18 protein-coding genes are annotated in these 19,378 nt (G+C 62.1%); 4 read left to right on the top strand and 14 right to left on the bottom strand.

Annotation, left to right across the window (positions count from 1 at the left end):
* Positions 1–112: 112 nt before the first annotated feature.
* The gene (locus tag AC0VX3_RS03430) at positions 113–946 is read left to right on the top strand and encodes a LysR family transcriptional regulator (protein WP_475523545.1); all 834 of its coding nucleotides are present in this window, start codon (positions 113–115) and stop codon (positions 944–946) included.
* A gap of 54 nt (positions 947–1,000) precedes the next feature.
* On the opposite strand, the gene AC0VX3_RS03425 is transcribed toward AC0VX3_RS03430, so the two are convergent.
* The 8 genes from AC0VX3_RS03425 to AC0VX3_RS03390 form a co-directional block, all read right to left on the bottom strand.
* Complete coding sequence (locus tag AC0VX3_RS03425; protein ID WP_475523544.1) at positions 1,001–2,077, bottom strand: endonuclease/exonuclease/phosphatase family protein; 1,077 nt, start codon at positions 2,075–2,077, stop codon at positions 1,001–1,003.
* Between the two features lie 102 nt (positions 2,078–2,179).
* Complete coding sequence (locus AC0VX3_RS03420) at positions 2,180–3,214, bottom strand: NAD-dependent epimerase/dehydratase family protein (RefSeq protein WP_475523543.1); 1,035 nt, start codon at positions 3,212–3,214, stop codon at positions 2,180–2,182.
* 61 nt (positions 3,215–3,275) lie between these two features.
* Positions 3,276–4,445: a glycosyltransferase family 4 protein gene (locus AC0VX3_RS03415; protein ID WP_475523542.1), complete on the bottom strand. Its 1,170-nt coding sequence runs from the start codon at positions 4,443–4,445 to the stop codon at positions 3,276–3,278.
* A gap of 16 nt (positions 4,446–4,461) precedes the next feature.
* Positions 4,462–5,355, bottom strand: a complete 894-nt coding sequence (locus AC0VX3_RS03410) for a hypothetical protein (protein WP_475523541.1) — start codon at positions 5,353–5,355, stop codon at positions 4,462–4,464.
* 43 nt (positions 5,356–5,398) lie between these two features.
* Complete coding sequence (locus tag AC0VX3_RS03405; protein WP_475523540.1) at positions 5,399–6,373, bottom strand: UbiA prenyltransferase family protein; 975 nt, start codon at positions 6,371–6,373, stop codon at positions 5,399–5,401.
* Positions 6,374–6,526: 153 nt separating this feature from the next.
* Positions 6,527–7,306 carry a MerR family transcriptional regulator gene (locus AC0VX3_RS03400; protein WP_475523539.1) on the bottom strand — a complete coding sequence of 260 codons (780 nt, stop codon included), beginning with the start codon at positions 7,304–7,306 and terminating at the stop codon, positions 6,527–6,529.
* Positions 7,307–7,574: 268 nt separating this feature from the next.
* Positions 7,575–9,761 carry a xanthine dehydrogenase family protein molybdopterin-binding subunit gene (locus AC0VX3_RS03395; protein ID WP_475523538.1) on the bottom strand — a complete coding sequence of 729 codons (2,187 nt, stop codon included), beginning with the start codon at positions 9,759–9,761 and terminating at the stop codon, positions 7,575–7,577.
* Positions 9,762–9,764: 3 nt separating this feature from the next.
* Entirely contained in the window at positions 9,765–10,226 is a 462-nt protein-coding gene (locus AC0VX3_RS03390) for a (2Fe-2S)-binding protein (RefSeq protein WP_475523537.1), read from the bottom strand.
* A gap of 180 nt (positions 10,227–10,406) precedes the next feature.
* Here AC0VX3_RS03390 and AC0VX3_RS03385 point away from each other — a divergent pair, with 180 nt between their 5' ends.
* Positions 10,407–11,018, top strand: a complete 612-nt coding sequence (locus tag AC0VX3_RS03385) for a TetR/AcrR family transcriptional regulator (RefSeq protein ID WP_475523536.1) — start codon at positions 10,407–10,409, stop codon at positions 11,016–11,018.
* A gap of 177 nt (positions 11,019–11,195) precedes the next feature.
* Here the strand turns inward: AC0VX3_RS03385 and AC0VX3_RS03380 are convergent, their stop codons facing one another.
* From AC0VX3_RS03380 to AC0VX3_RS03370, 3 genes are all read right to left on the bottom strand, one after another.
* Complete coding sequence (locus AC0VX3_RS03380) at positions 11,196–12,704, bottom strand: efflux transporter outer membrane subunit (protein ID WP_475523535.1); 1,509 nt, start codon at positions 12,702–12,704, stop codon at positions 11,196–11,198.
* Between the two features lie 76 nt (positions 12,705–12,780).
* Positions 12,781–13,932, bottom strand: coding sequence for an HlyD family secretion protein (locus tag AC0VX3_RS03375; RefSeq protein WP_475523534.1), 1,152 nt, complete (start codon positions 13,930–13,932; stop codon positions 12,781–12,783).
* Positions 13,929–14,330 (bottom strand): DUF3302 domain-containing protein, encoded by a 402-nt coding sequence (locus AC0VX3_RS03370; RefSeq protein WP_475523533.1) that lies wholly within the window; start codon positions 14,328–14,330, stop codon positions 13,929–13,931. Before AC0VX3_RS03370 ends, AC0VX3_RS03375 begins: the two co-directional genes overlap by 4 nt.
* A 242-nt stretch (positions 14,331–14,572) precedes the next feature.
* Between AC0VX3_RS03370 and AC0VX3_RS03365 the strand changes: the two genes are divergently transcribed.
* Positions 14,573–15,793: an argininosuccinate synthase gene (locus AC0VX3_RS03365; protein WP_342893658.1), complete on the top strand. Its 1,221-nt coding sequence runs from the start codon at positions 14,573–14,575 to the stop codon at positions 15,791–15,793.
* A gap of 10 nt (positions 15,794–15,803) precedes the next feature.
* The gene (locus AC0VX3_RS03360) at positions 15,804–16,487 is read left to right on the top strand and encodes a hypothetical protein (protein ID WP_475523532.1); all 684 of its coding nucleotides are present in this window, start codon (positions 15,804–15,806) and stop codon (positions 16,485–16,487) included.
* A 51-nt stretch (positions 16,488–16,538) separates the two neighbouring features.
* Here AC0VX3_RS03360 and AC0VX3_RS03355 read toward each other — a convergent pair whose 3' ends face one another.
* From AC0VX3_RS03355 to folP, 3 genes are all read right to left on the bottom strand, one after another.
* Entirely contained in the window at positions 16,539–17,798 is a 1,260-nt protein-coding gene (locus AC0VX3_RS03355) for a glycosyltransferase family 87 protein (protein ID WP_475523531.1), read from the bottom strand.
* A 144-nt stretch (positions 17,799–17,942) separates the two neighbouring features.
* A complete protein-coding gene (gene folK / locus AC0VX3_RS03350; protein WP_475523530.1) occupies positions 17,943–18,458 on the bottom strand; it encodes a 2-amino-4-hydroxy-6-hydroxymethyldihydropteridine diphosphokinase in 516 nt (171 codons plus the stop codon).
* Entirely contained in the window at positions 18,459–19,277 is an 819-nt protein-coding gene (gene folP / locus AC0VX3_RS03345) for a dihydropteroate synthase (RefSeq protein ID WP_475523529.1), read from the bottom strand.
* Between the last annotated feature and the right edge of the window lie 101 nt (positions 19,278–19,378).

The following is a 19,378-nucleotide window of genomic DNA, read 5'->3' as shown; positions in this document are numbered from 1 at the left end:
GTCCTTTTCTCCCGCAGAGGGCTTGCCGGACCACGGCTACGGCACTTGACCTGCTCTTAAAATAAAGTCTTTGTCTGAATGACGAAATGAAACTGTTTGAACGGATCTTTTCATGGTTGAAAAGGATTTGGACTGGAGCGATCTGCATCTCTTCCTCGCGGTGGCTCGGGATGGCGGCCTTTCGGCGGCTGCGAAATCGACCCGGCGCAGCCCCGCGACCCTGGGTCGCCGAATGCACGCGCTGGAACGGACGTTGAAGCGCGAATTGTTTATCCGGCACGACCGCGGCTACGAGTTGACTGCCGAGGGGCGCGACTTGATGGTGGCGCTCACCGAAATCGAGACCCGCATCCTCAGGCTGGCGGCGACGCCGGAACAGACAGAGCGGCCGCTGATCAAGATTTCCGCCGGAACGTGGACAACCCTGGCCCTGCTGGAGTGCCTCGATGACATCACGGGCAGGCCGCCGGATATCCGGCTGCGGTTCATTTCGGCGGAAAAAACCCTGAACATTCCGCACCGCGAAGTTGTGATCGGTTTCCGCAATCAACGCCCCTCTGGAGAAAACCTCGCGGGCCGAAAACTCATGCAAGTCGAGTTCGCACCTTACGCCCTGCCCGGCGCGCCAGAACGGTGGATCAAGGTGCTGGCGGACACACCTTCTGCGCGATGGCTGGACAGGACCGTCGGGAATGATGCTCTCTGCGAGGTCAATGCGCCGCGCAACAGTCTGGATCTGGCGTTGGCGGGCATGGGCATCGCCCTCCTGCCGACGTTTATCGGCGACAGCCAACAGGCCCTGCAGCGGACCGGGAACACGATACCGGAACTGTCCCACGACCAGTGGCTCGTCACACATCAGGACGATCGCCACCTTCCCGAAGTGAGACGCACCATCGACCGGCTCTGCAACGTGCTGAAAAGACCCGGCCCACCGCGTCCGTGACATCTTTCTGAACCCGCATTTTCGGCCGGGAAGTGACCTTTCCCTGGCTCGATGTCATTTTCCGGAAGCACCCTCCGGCTGATCCATGAGCGTCAAACCGACAAATTGCGCAAGGTGATCCGAATTTCCCTCCGGATCCAGTTGTTCAAACCGGTCAACCCGGATGTCATTGCGGATCAGGAACCAGTCGTTTCGCCACAGTTTCGGCAGTTGTCCTCCGACCCGCCAGGTGGCCGGATACACGATCGAGCTGAAGGCGGCGGCGTCCTGGCTCACGGCGAGAAGCTCCCGATTGTCGCCCATTGCCGGGCTGGTATTGAAATCTCCGGCGACGACGAGCGGCAATTGGTTCCGGGAGACGTCCGCCGTCAGAGCCGCGAACTCGTCCTTTCGGATGAAATGACGCCGCCTGATTTCGTTGTAGAAATCCCATGAGAACCAGTTTTTCTCGATGATGATCTGGATCGGCATGTGGATATTGTAGGTGGACAGGACCCGTTCACCGACACGCACATCGACTTTCAACGCGTAAGGCGGCGGCGGCAGCTGCAGGATGGGTGGGTTGCTGGAGCGCACAACGGCGTGTTCCGACACCGGCAGACGGCTCAGTGTCAGCAGGGTTCCCGCCGCGATCGCCTGATATTCGGGAAAGACTTTCGCGACATCCGACAGATCCGTCACCGGGGGCGCGGTATTGCCCACCCGCTGCATGTGTTCCTGTAACAGGTAGACATCGGCGTCCAGGGACCGCAGGTACGCCAGCATGGCGTCCTTGTTTCTCGGATCCGTGAGCGTTCCGTCGCGGAGTTGGCCCCAGTAGTCCGTGTTCATCTGAACCACCGAGACCGCGAGGCCGGGCTGTACGGCTTCCGCCCGGGGTGTCAGCACCGAGAAGTTAAGTCCGGTTGATGGCACGGAAACAACAAACGCGGCCAGGGCGACCAGAAAAACGGCACCCCTGTAGGGTCGGATGAACACAGTCAGGATCGCGAGAACAAGGGGAACCGCCGCGAACAGGATCGGCGGCGCCACTCCGGGAACAACCCAGAGCCAGAACCTTCCGGTCAGGATCTCATGCGTTATGGCGAATGCGAGCCACAGGATGGACAGGGCAAGGACCGTTTTCGACAAGACCCCGCCGCGGATACGCGTGCCCGGCTTCCTGTGCCATAAGTGTCTCACCCAAGATCCAGCGTTGCGTTCAAACATCCCGATCGCCTCGAATTTCTAATTTTAAAACATGCACTTGGCCAGACCGAGCGCGCCTTGCTTCCAGGGTTCCCGACTCGTGCGACCGGTCTGCCGGCTGGCCGCCTTCGACATGTTCTGCTGCCGCCACCACTGGAACGTCCTCAGGATGGCATGCCTGCTTGAATGTCTCGGACGGAACCCGAGTGTGGTTTCCGCATGACTGGTGCTGACATAGGCATCGCGGCTCAGCTTGTAGATAAGCCGCTTGTAAACCGGCGAGACCCCCGACATTTCCAGAAGGCGCAGCAATCCGATTGCCGGGCCGACCGGCAGCGGGATGACTTTCTTGCCCTTGCCCGCAGCGTCGAGCACAGCCTGGAAATCGTCATGAAGTGTCGTGAAGTCGGTTGCGGCGACATTGAAATTGTCGTTCACCTGAACGTCCGGCAGGGTCATCGCCGCCACGACCACGTCGACCAGATCGTCGACGTCAAGCAGCTGACTCCGGTAATGGCCGCCTCCGATAAGCGGAAAATTGCGTCCCTCCTCGGCCCACTCGAACAGCATCGAGAAGATGCCAAGCCGATGGGGCCCCAGAAAGGTCTTCGGCCGCAGAATGGGAATGCACATGCCCTTGGCCCGATACGCTTCGCAAATCAGCTCCGCGTCGATCTTGGCGCAATTGTACGGATCGACTCGCTCCCGCGGATAGTCTTCCGTTGTCGGCACCACATCTGGCAGTCCATAGACCGCCGAAGAGGATATCTGAAGAACCCGTTCGGTCCCGGCCGCATGGCAGGCATCCATGACGGTCTGGGTGCCGCCGACGGAGATGGACCGGATGTCCTGCGGGCGGTAGCTTGGCAATGCCGCAGCCGCATGGATCACAATGTCCGCGCCCGAAACCGCCTGCGCCACAGTCCCTTCATCCCGGATGTCGCCAATGATCTGCCTGCAGTTCTCGATTTCCGGCATGGGGGACAGATCCAGGCTGGTGACACGATGCCCCATCGCGACAAGCCGCCTTGTCAGGTTTCGGCCCAGGACACCCGAGCCGCCGGTTAGCGTGACTTCCATCTTCATCTCCTGATCATCGGCATTGGGTCAGAACTGCGCCACAGGGCCTCGCGTTGCGCCGTCATTCCTTGACGGCCATTGCAACAGCGGAACGGGTATCGACCGCCTGGGTTCTTGAAAGGCGGGAAAACAGCGCGGCATACCGCTCGATACAGCTTTGCGCGCTGTAGAGCGCCCGTGCCTTTTCAGCCAGGGATCGCTTTTGCGCGGCAGGAAAATCGCGCAGGTCGCTCAGTGCGGCGGCGATGCCGGAAACATCGCGCGGCCGGGTAAGGATGCCGAAGCCGGTCTCCACGACCGGCACGCGCCCACCCGGCAGATCGGAGCCCACGACCGGCAGCCCGCACATCATCGCTTCGGCCTGGACGATCCCGAACGACTCCGCGACCGAAGTCAGCGCGAAAGTGTCGATCGAGGCATAGAAATCCCGTGTCTCGTCCCGTTTGAGCGCCCCCAGGAAACGGATGCGCGGATCGCCGTCCACCAGTTCATGGAGCCGTGCGATATTGCTGCCGCCAGCGACGGTGTCGTACTCGCCCCCCAGGAGCAACCGGTCTTCAGGCCGCGCCGTGCGCAGGAATGCCTGGATGAGAAACTCGATGCCCTTGTCGGGCACGATCCGGCCGAGGAAGCCGACGTGGTGCCCGTCCCCGTCGCGGTAGACCGGATGACCGCCGCGCGGGTCCAGACAGGGCGCGGCAATGGACGACCACGGGACCGAATCGATCGACGGCCAAAGCAGCGAATGATGCGCCTGGTCGTCGCTGTTGACCACCACATGATCACTGCGGCGGAGCGCGATCCGTGCCGACAGATTGACCGCAGCGATCTGTAGCCGGCTGGTTAGCGAGGGCGCCAGCCAAAGGTCGATATGGTAGGTCGAGACAACCGGAATGCGCGGAGCGATGGCCGCGATTGCTCCTGCTTCCAGCATCGGCAGATGCAGATGCAGAGCCTTCGAGCGCGCCGCGATCCGCCGGGCCAGTGTCAGAAAACCCGGGCTGACCGGTCCCCGCCCGACCTTGAAGAGAACCGGTGCCCGGAAGACGTGGACACCGCCAATGATTTCTTCCTCGGGGAGCCCCGGCTCGTGCCGGGTCGCCACCACGGCCACTTTCCAGCCCCGCTCCGCCAGGCCCTCGGCCACGACACGGGCAGTCTCCGTCAGGCCCGAAACATAGGGCGCGTAATAGTTCAACAGGACCGCGACGTCGAAGTCTTGCTGCGGCATGGGAGGGTCCTTTCGTTCAGGTGTGAACATTGATCCGGCGTCCCAGCGCCAGGGCAGCGGCCCCGGTTCCGATGACGTCTCCGGCGATGATCAGGGCCCGGCTCAGCAAAGCCAGCATCAGGGCATCCGCCGGCGCCAACTGCAGGGAAAGGATCGCCAGCAACGCGCCGTCACGGATACCGACCGCCCCGGGCAGCACCGCGAAAACGATGCCGGCGATGGCAGAGAAGGCGTAGGCCGACACAAGGAACACGGCGCCCGCCCCGGTATGCAGACCCAGTGCGGCCAGATGCAGCCCGGTCAGGGTCCAGGCGCCCGCCATGATCGCCACCGTTGCCGCGAAAGGGCCCGGAGCGGGAACGCCTATGCGCTCCAGGCTCCTTGGCACCACAGGCCAACGCCGCATCCGGCAGGCAAGCCCCAGCCCAGCCACCGTGGCAAGGACTGCCGGCACACCAAGGACCCAGACATTGATACCGAACAGGGCGGACACCGCGGGCAACCCGATCAGAGCGGCCGCGAGACAGGCAGCCAGCGCCGTGCCCACGAAGACCCGCAGCAGGAGGATGCTTCCGGCATTCTCCGCGCGCAGAAGCCGATGCTGAATCGCGAAAGCCAGCACGCCCCCCGGCGTGTACTTCCCGATCCCTGAACGGAGATAGACCAGAACACCGCGCGCGGCAGGCACGCCGGGCAGCTCCCGGGCCAGGAGCCGTTGCCAGGCCAGTGCGCCCGGCAACAGGCCAACCAGGACCCAAAGCATTGCGCTGCCCAGCGCGCCCGGATCGATTTCGGTGAGGGCCAGGACCAGTTTCTCGCGATGCTGGTTGAAGAACGCCGCGATCCAGACAAGCGCGACGAGGGTGAGCGCGGACCGGACGACGGTCAGGGCAAGACGGGCATTCAACATGGCATCCTCCTGGGTCGGCGCCGCTGCAACTCTGTCGGAGCCCTCAGTGCGCGGCATGTGCGGTTTGCAGCGCAGAGATCCCGTCGAAAGTCCCGAAACTGTTCAGAAGCGCGGAAGAGCCCAGCACCAGGGCCCAGACCACAAAGGCCACGTGGATGGTCCGGTCGGAAAGGAGCAGGCGTGTGGGATTGCCTGTCCCGGTCCCGGCAAAGGCAAGCAGAAGATAGCGTTTGAAGAGATAGACCGCGAATGGCAGACTGATGAAGAACAGCACGCGCTGGTCCAGCGCATCGAAGAACTGGATCATGGTGGCCAGGCCCGTACCGAGACAGGCCACTGCCGCGACCAGAAGATACGCATCCAGAAGTGGCTCGGAATAGTGCCTCAGCACCGGCCGGTGATCCGCGGAAGTCTTGACGCGGCGCAGCTCGTCCCGCCGCTTGCCCACAGTCAGAAGCAGGCTCCCCGACAGCACAGTCGCGATCACCCAGGGGTCGGGAACAACACCGAAGGCCACATAGCCTGATACTGTCCGCAAGGCGAAGCCGGCGGGAACAATCAGCATCTCGACGATCGGTACGTGCTTCAGCCAGAAACTGTAGCTCAGATTGCACAGCAGGTAGAGGACAACGATCGCCGTCAGGAGGGCCGGGAGAACAATCGCCAGCAGGGTCAGAGCCGCCAGCAGCCCGGCCAGCATCCACAGGGCCGCCTGCGGCGTCACCACGCCCGAAGCGAGCGGCCGGTTGCGCTTGCTTGGATGCGCCCGGTCCCGTTCTATGTCCGAGAGATCGTTGACGACATACACTGCGGCCGAGGCAAGGCTGAACATCGTGATCGTCCCTGCCAGGACAAGCAGGCCAGGACCTGTTGCATCACCGATCATCAGCACGGGACCGATCGGGATCGCGATCAGCGACTTGCTCCAGTGCGAAGGGCGCAGGAGTGAAACATGCTGCCAGAGGCGCCGCACCTGTTGATCGGAGGAAGGGCGGGCAAGGCCAATCTCGTGTGTCATTTCAACAGGCTCCGGTTATTGGTGACGAAAGATGCAAAAGTCCGTTCACCGCGGCGATGCCGGCGATGGTGTATGAAGTCATCCTGACTTGAGCTTTCCGACCGGATGTCGGGTCTCGGCGTATCGCGTGCCGATTGCGCTTTTGTCCGTACCCTAGTTCAGCAACAGGGCCTCGAAGGTCTGCCCGCGGGCCTGGTCATACGGGTAGTTCAGGTAGATTTCGATGGGGCCCAGGCGGGGCGGCTTGGCCGTCTCCTCAAAGCGCGCTTCCTCAAGGAGGCTGTAGCAACCCTCAAAACAGCCGTAGATCCCGGTAACGCCCTGTGCCTTGACTGCATAGTAAAGATCTTCGGGAATGAAATACTGCTTGTAGTCGTCCAGAGTGGACGGCACCGCCTCCGGCGCCTCCTTGAAACAGGTTACCTTGACTACGCTATCTTGCTCATTTTCGTAACGCGCCGCGAATTTGCCCGTATCCAAACCGCATTCACGGATCTGCATTGCAAATTCGGTTACAAAATCGGCAACGCTTTTCTTGTCGACGACAGCTTCAGTTCCCAGTGCCCAGTAACCGCCATGACGCAGTTTCCGAACCTGCTTTTCCTGACATGCAAAATACGTTTCCAGCTTCTGTAGCGCGTCGTGAGTGCTTGCGACGGAGGCATGCAGCAGATCTCTTATCGCGTCCACTTCCTTCAGGGGCGCCGCCGGGCCCGGACGCAGAATCTCCTCGATTTGCGCGATCGGGACGCCGGCCTGACGCAGCGATTTGATCAGGATGGCTGACTCCACATCTTCCTGGCGGTAGACCGCTTGCCGTTTCGCATTCAGTCCCTGGACCAGCAGTCCTTTTTCCTCGTAGATGCGCAGGGCTTTTCGCGTAAGGCCTGCTTGCAACTGCAATTCCGATCTGGTCAGCATGTTCTTGCCCATCGTGAATTCGAAGACCTACTTCTAGTAAATGCTGCATAGCACAATTACTATTTCAAGTTGAACCGGCCCCAAGGGCCAATGCAAGTGACTCAATACAATTTTTTTGGCCAAAAAAACGCCATTTTTCTGCGGCCAAGCTACGAAATATTTGATTTAAAAGAAAAAAATCCGTCAGAAAGCCCGTCTTGAACCCTTCTCCAATTGCCCTTACAACGAAAAAAAAGGCCGCCCGGGGGCGGCCTTTTTCTTTTCGCACAGCACAATAAGCCTACACGACACCTGCCCTGGAGAACGGCAAACTCGTGATCCAGTCGCCCTTCGCAGCGGCGATCGCGTTGGCGACGGCCGGGCCGATTGGCGGTGTACCGGGCTCGCCGATGCCGGTCGGTGCTTCGTTCGAGGCGACGATATGCACCTCGACCTCCGGCATGTCGGACATCCTGAGCGGCTCGTAGGTGTCGAAGTTGGTTTCCTCGACCACGCCATCGACCAGGCTCACCTGGTTGCGCAGGATCGCCCCGAGACCGTAACCAATGCCGCCCTCGACCTGGGCCCGGATGTTGTCCGGGTTGATCGGTGTGCCGCAATCGACCGCCGCCACGACTTTCTCCACCTTGACGGTGTCGTCATCGCGCAGGGAGATTTCGGCCACTTCGGCGACATAGGATCCGAAGGACTTGTGCACGGCAACGCCCCGGAACCGGCCGTCCGGCACAGGCGTGTCCCAGCCGGCCTTTTCTGCCGCCAGTTTCAGCACGGCCACCTTGCGCGGATCGTCCCGGATCATTTCCAGGCGATAGGCGACCGGGTCCTTGCCGGCTTCCTTCGCCAGCCGGTCGATCATGGTTTCCATGACATAGGCCGTGTGCGTGTGCCCGACGGAGCGCCACCACAGAACCGGAACCTTGGTTTCCTGGTAGGCCAGATCCATGTTCATCAGCGGGAAGGCGTAGGACGTATCATGCGCGCCCTCGGTCATGCTGTGATCGACACCATCCTTCATGAGCGCAGCCTCGAACGCCGTGCCCTTGACGATCGATTTTGCCGCGATGTTGTACTTGAACGCGGTGACACCGCCCGCCGCATCGAGGCCGACCCGGATCCGGTGCGCCGACATCGGCCGGTAATACCCGCCCGCCATGTCGTCTTCGCGGGTCCAGACGATCTTCACCGGCGCGGGCGCCATTCCGGCCGCCTGCATCGCCTTGGCCAGCGTCGCGATTTCGGCAACGGGATGGGCATCGGCCTGGGCCCGCCTGCCGAACGATCCGCCTGCCCAGAGCGTGTTGATCCGGACCTTCCCGAACGGGATGCCGAGCACGGTTGCCGCCACGTTGTGGTCGATGGTCTGGATCTGGGATCCGAACCAGAACTCCGCATTCTCGCCGTCGAACATCAGCGCGATGTCGAGCGGCTCCATGGCGCCATGGGCCAGGAAGGGAAATTCGTAATCCGCCTCGATCACCCTGGCAGAGGCCTCCAGGGCCGCGTCGACGTTGCCATCCTGGCGGACCTTAACACCAGGTTTCCCGGTCATGTCCTTCAGTTCGGCGAGCATGGCATCGCTGGACCGGGTTTCGGCCTCGCTGTCATCCCATTCGATTTCGAGCAGGGACCGGCCCTTGATCGCCGGCCAGGTGCTCTCGGCGAGCACCGCGACCCCGTTCGGGATTTCCAGAACGTCGACCACACCGGAGACTTTCTTCGCCTCCGCCGCGTCGAATGATTTGACCTTGCCGCCAAAGCGGGGGGACCGAGCGACGGTTGCCACCAGGAGACCATCCCGCTGGAAATCCATGGTGTAGGTGTTCGGCGCACCGACCGACTTGTTCTTCACGTCGAGGCGCGGGAACGACTTGCCGATGTAGACCCACTGATCCGGAGTTTTCAGAACCGGTTCTGCCGGGACCTCTTCACCGGCAGCAAGGCCTGCCAGGTCGCCCAGCGTCGCCGACGCGCTGGAGCCATGCGAGACGACACCGCCGGAAACAGTGATTTCGGACGCCGGGACACCCCAGTCCCTTGCGGCGGCGGCCACGATCATGGCCTTGGCCGCAGCGCCTGCCTGACGGTACTGCATGAAGGAGTTGGCCATGGCAGTGGAGCCGCCCGTGCCCTGAACGCCGAACAGTGTGTTGGCGTAGACTTGCGGATTGGATGGGGCGAACTCGACCCTGACCTGGTCGTGTGCGGCGTCGAGTTCGTCGGCGACAAGTGTCGCCAGACCCGAGGCCGTGCCCTGGCCCTTGTCGAGATGTTTGGAGAGCACCACGACCGTGTTGTCCGGACGGATATGCACGAACGGCTGGATGAATTCACCCTCGGCGGCGGCCTTGGCGGAGCGCGGCAGGTTCAGTGCCAGGACGAGACCGCCAATGGTGCCCGCGGACACCTTGAGAAAGGTCCGCCGGCTCAGCTGGGCAGCCTCGAGAGGTTTTTGCAGGAGATGCAACATGGATCAGCCCTCCATCTTGTCGGCAGCAAGGTGGATCGCCTTGCGGATACGGGCATAGGTGGCACAGCGGCAGACATTGCCGTCCATGGCCGCGTCGATGTCTTCGTCCGTCGGCTTCGGCGTCTCCGCCAGAAGCGCGGTCGCGGCCATGATCTGGCCGGACTGGCAATAGCCGCACTGCGGCACTTCCAGCTCGGTCCATGCGGTCTGGACCGCGTCGGCCGCCTTGCTGCTGATCCCCTCGATGGTGGTGATCTCGGCACCTTCCAGGTCTCCGACCATCGTCTGGCAGGATCGGATCGGGTCGCCGTCCCAATACACGGTGCATGCACCGCAAGCGGCGATGCCGCAGCCGAATTTGGTTCCGGTCAAACCCAGTTCGTCACGCAGCGCCCACAGGAGCGGGCTTTCGGGATCGGCGTCGAGCGTCCGCGGTTCCCGGTTGATTTTAAGTGATACAGACATCAGGAGACGTCCCTTTTGGCTGGTCTGGTCTGGCTAAAGGAAGTAAACTACACTGTGCAGTGTAATCATTGACTGCGCGTCTGTAAACGCCCTGGTTTACATAGGGCGCGATTTTTGGGATGAAAGGGGCGGGGGCTCTGCCAATGGGCAGAAATGCAACGGGGTGTCTATGAGCTGAGAATGTCAGTATCCGATCAGAAAAAGAAACAGATCGTCCAGGCTGCAATCGCCGAATTTCAGGACAAGGGATTTGCCGGTGCGAGCATGGACCGCATTTCCGAGCGTGCCCAGGTCTCGAAACGAACGGTCTATAACCATTTCGAAAGCAAGGACGTCCTGTTCAAGGCCATCAGCCAGTGTCTGGCCGATCAGGTCAATTCCGCGCTGGAGCTGCAATACGATCCGGCTCTGCCGATCCGGGACGCTTTGGTCCGCCTGGGGTGGGCCGAGGGCGAACTGCTGACCAATCCGTGTTTCATGAGCCTTGCCCGCATGGTCATGGGTGAAACCATCCGGGACCCGGAGCTGGCGGCGGACATGAACAGCCGCATGACCAAGCTTGCCGTGTTCACACAATTCGTGGAACGGGCAACCCGGGAAGGCAAGCTGACCGCCGAGGACCCCGGAGTCGCCGCCTCCCAGTTTCTCGGCCTGATCAAATCGCGCGCCTTCTTTCCCAACATCCATGCCGGCCGTGTGCCCGAGCGTCAGGAAATCGGCAAGATCATCGAGGAAAGTGTCGACATGTTCCTGGCCAGATATGGTGTGGTCGACGCAGCAGCGGCCATATGAGTCACGCCTCTTGCCTGTCAATCCCGTGCTAGCCTGGATCTGCGCCGCGTCCGGGATGAACAACCTTCTCAGAACTCACATTTAGGTCACGAAAAGTGCATGCGCGAGGGGCAGGGCGTTCGCGTAGTCTCTTTCTGATATCGTCGGCCGCTGACGGCCAGAGTCTCAGTCAGCCTGTCAGCCGGCCTCCTCGACCGGCTTTGCCAGAAGTTCGCCCCAGCGGGTGCGCTCTGCCATCTGCTGGCGGGTCTTTTCGGAAATCAGGCCCTTGACGTTGTCCGGCATCCAGCCGCCGCCGAGTCCCTTGTAGACCGCGATCAGACTGGTCAGCACACTGGCCTGCGCCGCGATCAGGCGTTCCTCGGCCACGAGCAGGCTTTTCTGGGCATCGACCACGCGATTGTAGGACGCCGTACCGTCCTCATATTGCGCATCGACCTCTGAAACTGCAGCGTGCGCAGCACGCAGGCTGCGGCGCAGATAGACCGCCTGCTGCTTGGCGCGAAGGAACCCGGTCAGCGCGTTCTCGACTTCCGAATAGGCGGAAAGCACGGTGTTTTCGTAACTCAGCAAGGCTTCCTGGAACTTGGCGTCCTGCACCCGTACATTGTTGCGGATCCGGCCGTAATTCAGGAAATTCCACGAAAACCCCGGATTGATGAAACCGGCCGTGGTGCCGTTGTCGAACAGATTGGCAAAATCGTCCGCACGGACGCCGATGGCTCCGGAAATGGAAAAGGCCGGAAACAGGTCCGCCTTGGCCACACCTATCTGCGCCGACTGGGCGGCAGCCAAATATTCGGCGTAGCGGATGTCGGGCCTCCGGCGCAACATGTCTGCTGGCACGCCCACGGCGACCTCGGCCGGCACACCGGGAAACCGGGCCCTCCCGCCGAGGCGTGTCTTCATGCCGCCGGGAGCTTCGCTTACGAGAACACTGAGCGCATTATAGGCCTGTGCCAGCTCCGCCTCGTAGCCGGGAATGCTGGCCAGCGTGTTGTTGTAGAGAACGGTTGCCTCGTTGACGTTGAGGCGGGTCGCCACGCCGTTGTCCAGACGCAGTTTCGTCAGATCGAGCGATGTCTTCTGCAGGCCCGCGTTGCGGCGCGCGGCGGCGATCAGCTGCTGCAGTTCACGCACTGTGACATAAGTCGCGGCGATATCCCCGGTCAGCGTCACCAGTGCGTCGTCGTAAGAGGCAAGACTGGCCTTCAGATTGGCGTCCGCCGACTGAACGTCCCGGCGGATCTTGCCCCAGACATCGATTTCCCAGCCGGCATCGAAACCCGCATCGACCCTGGTGATGTGATCGTTGACCAGACCGACCCGCTCCAGATCGCGGATGAACGGATCCTTGGCACTGAACCGGATGCTCTTCGCTCCGCCCTTGATCTCCTGCACCTGGGGAAACAGCTCTCCCCTGGCAATGCCGAGCTGCGCCCGCGCCTGATAGACGCGCACGCCCGCGGCCTGCAACCCGACATTCTGCCGGTAGGCTTCGGCAATCAGGCTGTTGAGCGTCTCGTCCCCGAAGACATGCCACCAGGGCACTGAATGGGCGCTGCGGCTGGTGAAACCGGTGCGGCTGTCGACAGGCAGGTTGGCACCCTTGCCCCAGTTGTCGAGGATCGGCGCGTCGGGCCGCTCGAAGTCCGGCCCTACCATGCAGCCACCGACCAACAGCATGCCTGCCAATGCCGGCAAACACCCCAAATGCCGCAAACGCCCCCAATGCCGCAAACGCCCCATGCCCGCTGCTTTCCTACACATCAAACGGCACGATGAAATTGACCCATGCGTAGAGCCGCATGTTGACCCGTCTCAGCACGGCGACCCAGTCCCCGCCGCCGCCGGTATAGATCGCGGCCGCACCGTGGGCACCCGCCGGGTAGCGTTTCAGCGCCGGATCCTCATCCAGATCGATCTCGACTGCGAACCGGCCCTGCGGGCTCATGAAAAGGAACTCCGGCACACGTCCATGGGGCACGATCTGGCCTTGGCCCGTGCCTTCCCAGATTGACTTGACCTTGCCGGCGAAAATCTGGCCCGGATAGATATCCAGTGCCACTTCCACCGGTTGGCCGGGTTCGACGAATTTCAGGTGTTCCTGATAGAACGTTGCCAGGAAATAGGGATCTGCATCGGCGACGAAGGCCGCGATCGCGCCGATGCGGAAGCCGCCGACCACCAGGCCCGGCCGCGCCTGCTGGCTGATGATCACACCGTCCTCGGGCGCAAGAATGGTGGTCTGGTCGACGTAGTATCGCGCCTGGTCAACCTGCGCCTGAGCCGACGCGACCTCAGCATTGACGCCATCATACTGCGCATCGGCAGCCAGTTGCGCCTTTTTCAGGTCGGCCTCGGCCTCGGCGACCTGCGCATTGGCCGATGTCTGCTGGGAGGTCCATTTGTCAAGCGTTTCCTGCTTCGCCCCGCCACGCGGTACCAGATCCGTATACCGATTGACCTGGTCGGTCGCGTATTGCGCGTTGGCCTGCGCCTCCTGAAGCGCCTCCTGAGCCAGAACGATGTCCTGCTGAAGGATGAGCGCGTTCTGGCGGGCGCTCGCCAGATTGGCCTCGGCTTCCTTGAGCTGGGCCTCATAAAGCGTCTTGTCGAACTGATAGAGCTTGTCGCCTTTTTTCACCTTCTGGTTCTGGGCAACGAAAACCTCTTCCAGCACGGTCGGATGCGGCAGACGCGGCGCGATCTGGATCGTCTGGCGGATGACATGGCCGTCGATCGTGTAGGGCGTATAGAAGCGCATGAACACGACCAGCAGGAACAGGACGTGAAAGCCCACCCAGAAGGAGACCAAACCCCAGGCGATGTTGAACTTGAGCCAGCGGAATCTATAGAACACCAGCCACATGAAGATGGCATAGGCGCCGAGGATCAGAAGCGCGACGGTCATGCCGAAGCTCCGTCCCTGGGATCCGAAGGAAGTACATTGCCTGCCTCGACCTCCGACGGCATCGCTGGCGCCGAGCCCGCTTCCAGCGTCTCGCCGGTTTTCAATCGTTCGCTCGAACCGGCCTTTCCGGCACCGCCATCAGGCAACTCGCGGATATCTACAGTCATGGAGTCGTGATAGGCCCAGATCAACGCGTGGATCCAGGGAAACACGGTGAACAGGCCGATCCACCCGCCGAGCTTGACCGAGTCCGCATGCGGATGGTTGCGCTTTTCCGCCATCTTGCCCGGCAAGCCGCCGAGCGTGACGATCACATAAAAAAACCCGATCACGACGGCCAGGAAAATCACGAATGTAAGATAGTCGTATGTATCGAGTTCAAAATCAATCAGCCCCATGCCGCCTCCCGTGTCGCAAAGTCCTTCATAGTCTGTTCGTCAACACCCTCAATCGCTCCGCCGATAATTGCAAGGTGTCAAGTTGCTGTCTGGCTCCAACCGGGTGTTGCGGTCAGGCGACAGTCTCCCTGACCATTTCTCCCTTCCGGGGGCTTGCGCCGTGCCTAGAACCGGCTAAATTGCGGCAAATTTTCAACATCGCGGCACGCCGCGTACAACCAACAAACTGGACCTTCCCGACAATGGCGTATGGTGACATCAAGAAAGTCGTGCTGGCTTATTCCGGCGGCCTCGACACTTCGATCATTTTGAAATGGCTGCAGACCGAACTGGGCTGCGAGGTTGTGACCTTCACCGCGGATCTCGGTCAGGGCGAAGAGCTGGAACCGGCGCGCAAGAAGGCCGAGATGCTCGGCATCAAGCAGATCTATGTCGACGACCTGCGCGAGGAATTCATCCGCGACTTCGTCTTTCCGATGTTCCGCGCCAATGCCGTCTATGAAGGTGTCTACCTGCTTGGCACCTCCATCGCCCGGCCGCTCATTTCCAAGCGCCTGATCGAGATCGCCAAGGAAACCGGCGCCGACGCCATCGCGCATGGCGCCACCGGCAAGGGCAACGATCAGGTCCGCTTCGAACTGGCCGCCTACGCGCTCAACCCGGACATCAAGGTGATCGCACCCTGGCGGGACTGGAGTTTCAAGTCACGCACCGATCTGGTCGATTTTGCCGAAAAACACCAGATCCCGGTTCCCAAGGACAAGCTCGGCGAAGCGCCCTTCTCCGTTGACGCCAACATGCTGCACTCGTCGTCGGAAGGCAAAGTGCTGGAAGATCCGGCCGAGGAAGCCCCGGCCTATGTCTACCAGCGCACGGTCGATCCGACCGAGGCGCCCGACGTTGTCACCGAAATCGAGATCGGCTTCGAAAAGGGCGACGCGGTCTCGCTCAACGGCGAGAAGATGTCTCCGGCGACCCTCTTCGCCAAGCTCAACGATTATGGCCGCGACAACGGCATCGGTCGTCTCGACCTGGTCGAGAACCGCTTCGTCGGCATGAAGAGCCGCGGCATATACGAGACCCCGGGCGGCACGATCCTGCTGACCGCGCACCGGGGCATGGAATCCATCACGCTTGACCGCGGCGCGTCCCACCTCAAGGACGAGCTGATGCCGCGTTACGCGGAGCTGATCTACAACGGCTTCTGGTTCTCGCCCGAACGCGAGATGCTGCAGGCCCTGATCGACAAGAGCCAGGAGCACGTCACCGGGACGGTCACCTTGAAGCTCTACAAGGGCAACGTCATCCTGACCGGCCGCGCTTCGCCGTATTCGCTCTATTCGGAAGAACTGGTGACTTTCGAGGACGACCAGGGCGCCTATGACCAGAAGGACGCGGCCGGGTTCATCAAGTTGAACGCCCTGCGCCTGCGCACGCTGGCCAAGCGCGACCGGCTCGGCTGACGGTGCCGGCATGAGGGGAGCGGCTGCAGCGGTGTTCGAAATGGACCTCGCCGCCGCCGGCTTCCTGTGCCTTGGCGGTTTTGCCCCCGGTGTCGGCGACAGCGTTCCCGCTCTTGCCGGCGGCGACCGGCCGAACACGCTGCTGCTGGTCGGCAGCACCGGACCCTCGATCTGGCCTGTCCTCACAAAAAGCCCGGAATGGGCGGATGGTGCCGCCGACCCGCTCGACCGCTACACGGCTCGGGTTCTCGGCGATCTCGCGCAGTCACACGGGTTCGAGGCTCTCTTTCCGTTCGAGGGGCCACCCTACCATCCCTTCCAGCAATGGGCGGCGGCCTGCGGCGGTTTTTCCCCAAGCCCCATGGGTGTTCTCGCCCATCATGACTTCGGTCCCTGGACCGGCTTCCGGGCCGCGTTTCTGACAGCGGGAACCCTGGATACGCCGCGTGGCGCCGACGGGCCCGGACCCTGCGAGACCTGCGCGGACAAACCCTGCCTGGCCGCCTGCCCTGCAAACGCACTGTCGCTGACCGAAGGTTACGACGTTCCACGATGCCGGGACCATCTGTCGCAGAGCCGCGCGTTCGACTGCTGGTCGGGATGCCTGGCCCGCCGCGCCTGCCCGTATGGCACGCCCCATCGCCAGGACCCGGCCACCGCACGGTTTCACATGGAAAGCTTCATCGGGCTGTAGAGACACCGCGAACCGGGCACCGGCCTGCGCCGGCCCCTGTTCGACAGTGTCTCACACAGGCAATTCTCCGGGCCTTTCATGTGGCGTGCGAAACCGGCCGCACGCGCTTTCCTGCCGCGAAAACGTGGCGGCCGCATGGGCCAGGACGGCAACGGCGATCGCTGGAATGAGGCTCGAGAAATAGAAGGCCGCGCCGGCGTCATAGACGTTCAGGACATCATGCACCACGGGAGCGATCCACAGCAGCCCGGCAAGTGCCTGCAACGACAGCGGCCATGCCGGAGCCAGCTTGAGCATAAGGAGCAGCGCCATCGCATACATCAGCCAGTCGTAGAACAGGAAAGACGGCGCTGCCACGCTCATCGCGAGCAGGGAAAGCGGGGCTGCCGCCTCCCTTCGCCAATGACGGGCGAAAATCCAGACGACCACGCCGGACACCACGATACAGACGATCTGCGCGATAATCTTGAGGTCGGCACCGGCACCGATCTTGCCCATCGACTGGCCGACGGTGACCATCATGTTGTGCGAGATCTGGAACTGGATCGAATGCACTCCGCCGGTCATCGACGCGAAAAAGGCCTGCCAGACCGAAACGCCGTAAACACCGATGGACAGGGCGACCAGCACAAGGGTTCCGCAGGCCGCCACGCCGAAGGCCCGCCAGTCCCGCATCGCCAGCAGATAGACCGGGACCAGAAGTCCGTATTGCGGCTTGATTGTCAGAACACAGAGCGCAAGACCGCTGAGCACGGGTTTCTGCCGGCTGAAAAGCAGCGCGAACAACAACAGAAACGTTGTGATCGGAGACAGTTGCAGCAATTGCAGCGAATAGAGTGTGCCGGCCGAAAACGCCACGAACACATACGGCCAGAAGCCGGCCTGCAACCGGATCATCCGGACGGAAAGAAACAGGCAGAGGACGCTCAAGCCGAGGACAAGGCCTCGCGCGGCCGGATAGGGCGTCTTTGCGAGCAACTCGTAGAACAGCAGGGCATGGGGAGGGTTGAGGAACAACAGCGACTGATTGTCCCCGGAAAGGCCTTCGACGAACCGGCGGTAGTCGTAGACCTCGGCCGCCCTGCCCTCTGCCGCCATCTGGCCGCCGCGATAGAACGCGGCAAAGTCTTCATGCTGGGCAACGGCCGGGCTGTCGCCGAATTCCAGCAAACCGATGTCGGATCTGATCCAGGTTGCGGCCAGGAACAAGGAAGTGGCCACCAGCATGGCGACAAAAAGAGGCCCGCCGAACCGGCTGTTCAGCTCGTCGGACTGCAGCATCTTGAGATAGAATTGCCTGATCCCGTTCATGAAAACTCCCGCGAATCCTGGCCGAAGACTGACCTGAATCCGTTTCAATAACGTGAAGGCCGGGGCAATCCGGAGCCCCCTTCCGCGTCTGGCAAGGGCTTTGGCGCATCCTTTGACGTCCTGTCCCGGGCTCTGCCAGAAAGCCTAGCCGTCCAGCCTCACCACACCCTCCTGGTCCGGACAGGTTTCCAGCGCTTCGGCGGCGGTGCGTCCGTCGGCCAGCGGGGCGTCCGGCCAGATTTCGGCCAGCGGGATCAACACGAAGGCCCGGTCGCCCATGCGCGGATGCGGGATCTCCAGATCAGCTTCCGCGATCCGTTCCATGCCATAGATCAGGACATCGATATCGATCGTCCGCGGGCCCCAGCGCTCGTCGCGCACACGGCCGAGTTCGAGCTCGATGGCGAGGCAGCGCTTCAGGAGGTCGCGCGGGCTCAGCACCGTGTCGACCACAACGCAGATATTGCGGAAATCATCCTGCTTCACCGGCCCCCAAGGCGGTGTCCTGTAGTCCGACGAGCGGGCCACAAGCGTCACGCCTTCGGTCTGCTCCAGCCGGCGGACAGCCTCGTCCAGGTTGGACTTCGGATCGCCGAGATTGGAGCCCAGCCCGAGGGCAGAGCGGGTCGGCGCATTGCGTTTCGTTTCTGGTACGGTCATTCAGGTCGGGTTCCGCTCAAGCAGGGTTGCTTCCAGCATACGCACACAATCGGCATGCGGACCCACGTCATGAGCGCGCACGATCGACGCCCCCTTGAGCATCGCGGTCATGTGGACCGCCATGGATCCGTAAAGCCGGTCCGCCGTCTCCGCCTGAAGCACCGCACCGATCATGCGTTTGCGCGACGCGCCGGCAAGCAGCGGCAGACCGTGTTTCTTCAGTGTCTCGAACCGGTTCAGAACAATGAAGTTCTGGTCGATGGTCTTGCCGAAGCCGAAGCCGGGATCGAGAATCTGCTTGCCCTTCGCAATGCCCGCCCTTTCGGCAAGCTGCATCGAGGTCTCGAAAAACCGGTCGATGTCCGCCAGGATGTCGAGCCCGGCGTCGACTTGCGGGCGGTTGTGCATCATCACCACGTGGACACCGGCCTCGGCCACCGTGTCGGCCATGGCGGGATCCTTCTGCAGTCCCCAGACATCATTGACGATGACGGCGCCAGCCGCACACGCGCGCCGGGCAATCTCCGCCTTGTAGGTATCGATGGACACCGGTGTTCCAAGGGCAATCACTTCGTCCAGGATCGGGTCGAGCCGCGACCATTCCACATCGAGAGACACCGGGTCGGACCCCGGCCGGGTGCTTTCCCCGCCGACATCCAGAATGTCGGCCCCTTGCGCGATCATCGCTTTGGCATGAGCAATTGCGGTCTCCGCAACCGCATGACGCCCACCGTCGGAAAAGGAGTCCGGGGTGACGTTCAGGATGCCCATCACGTGAGGGCGGTCTGTCGGCAGACGGTAGGCAGCGGCTTTCGCCATGGCGCGGTTCCTTGATCACGGCAGCCCCTGATGCCCGCTCCCTTGGAACGGGTCAAGCACCGTCGGACCGGCGGCCTCCATTATCCCGGCTCGTCACCTCC

This window comes from Roseibium sp. QJM3NY_11, assembly GCF_056173175.1.
Note: the sequence above shows the minus strand (reverse complement) of the source record. Positions and strands in the feature narration are given on the sequence as shown.